Raw genomic sequence first — 1,179 nt, forward strand, 5'->3', positions numbered from 1 at the left:
ATTGAGTAAGAGAAAGGAGTTCGATCTCTTCGATCTCATCGTGATGTGTCAGACGGCTTATCGGACAACGTGCCTTGGTAAAGCAATGATAGCCAAGCAAGTACCTGCTCTTTACTGGCTTTATCAAGTTGCAAACAGCCCTCTTCTATCGCTGACACGCGCGAAGCGGGCAGTTCTTTCTCTGCCAAAGTACGAAACTTACCTCGCATCTCGCCTCGACTGAGCGGATTTTCAGGATTACCTCGCGCAATACAGGGAGGCGAAGTCAGTTTGTCGCCATTTTTCAACGTCACCACGACATGCGCCCAACGTTCGGCTGGAAACTTATCATTGTATGCAGGCTCTTCAATTAACTTCATCCGTTCCGTAAGTGCCAAGCGAGCAGGATCGTTCAGTCCTTTGGTGACGGCTTCTACCGTGACCGTATTATCTATAACCGCACTCGCGACTGAAAATGGCAAACTGTACTGAGCCTGCTCGGTTGTCTCAGGGCGCTTGGTATGCAGGCACACCGCCTGGTGAAAGCTGTGAACTTCGATAAGTTCAATCTCATCAGGTTCTAGTTTATTTTCTTGTTGCAGCGCTCTCACCGCTTCAACCGCGGGTTGAGCCCAACGACAAACCGGATACGGTTTAAAGTATTGCTCCAGGATATACCAGCGCTGCCCTAAATCTGCCCACAAAGCGTGAGTTTGTTGGTCCAGCAGAGTCACGGCTGGCGCGCCAGTAAAGCCCTCTTCTGCCAGCTCTGCACTGGCAAAGCCCGCCATCGCTCCCCAGCCAGAGCCGTCTTTGAGCATGGTTGGATGTTCAATACAACGCATCATTTGACTGCGCGGGCCATAGAACTCGGCAATGCCGAGCGCATGCTCTGTTTGTGCATCCGTTAAGTCTTTTCTTCTTGCAGACACCGCAGCGACGCCCAACGCATTCCAAGCACCAGAAGTATGATAGTCACAAGCGGTTTGATGCAGCGCGATTCCGGCGCGAGTTGCAATTTCGTAGCCAATGATGAGGGACGTTAATAACTCTTCTCCCGTGATCGCTGACTCATGCATACTGGCGAGCAGCCCCGGCAAAACAGCGACGCCAACATGGCCTTTCGTCAGGACTTGGCCGTCGTGCGCGTCCATGCTGTCAATCAACATGCCGCCATATAGAGTCGCCCCACAACCACTG

At 52.2% G+C, this 1,179-nt stretch carries 1 protein-coding gene; it reads right to left on the bottom strand.

The features are described from left to right. Positions 1–35 precede the first annotated feature (35 nt). On the bottom strand, positions 36–1,179 hold a 1,144-nt coding region (locus IQR33_RS10675; RefSeq protein ID WP_193843692.1), incomplete at its 5' end, for an MmgE/PrpD family protein.

It is taken from the genome of Vibrio sp. OPT46, from assembly GCF_015163535.1.
Lineage (GTDB): Bacteria > Pseudomonadota > Gammaproteobacteria > Enterobacterales > Vibrionaceae > Vibrio > Vibrio alginolyticus.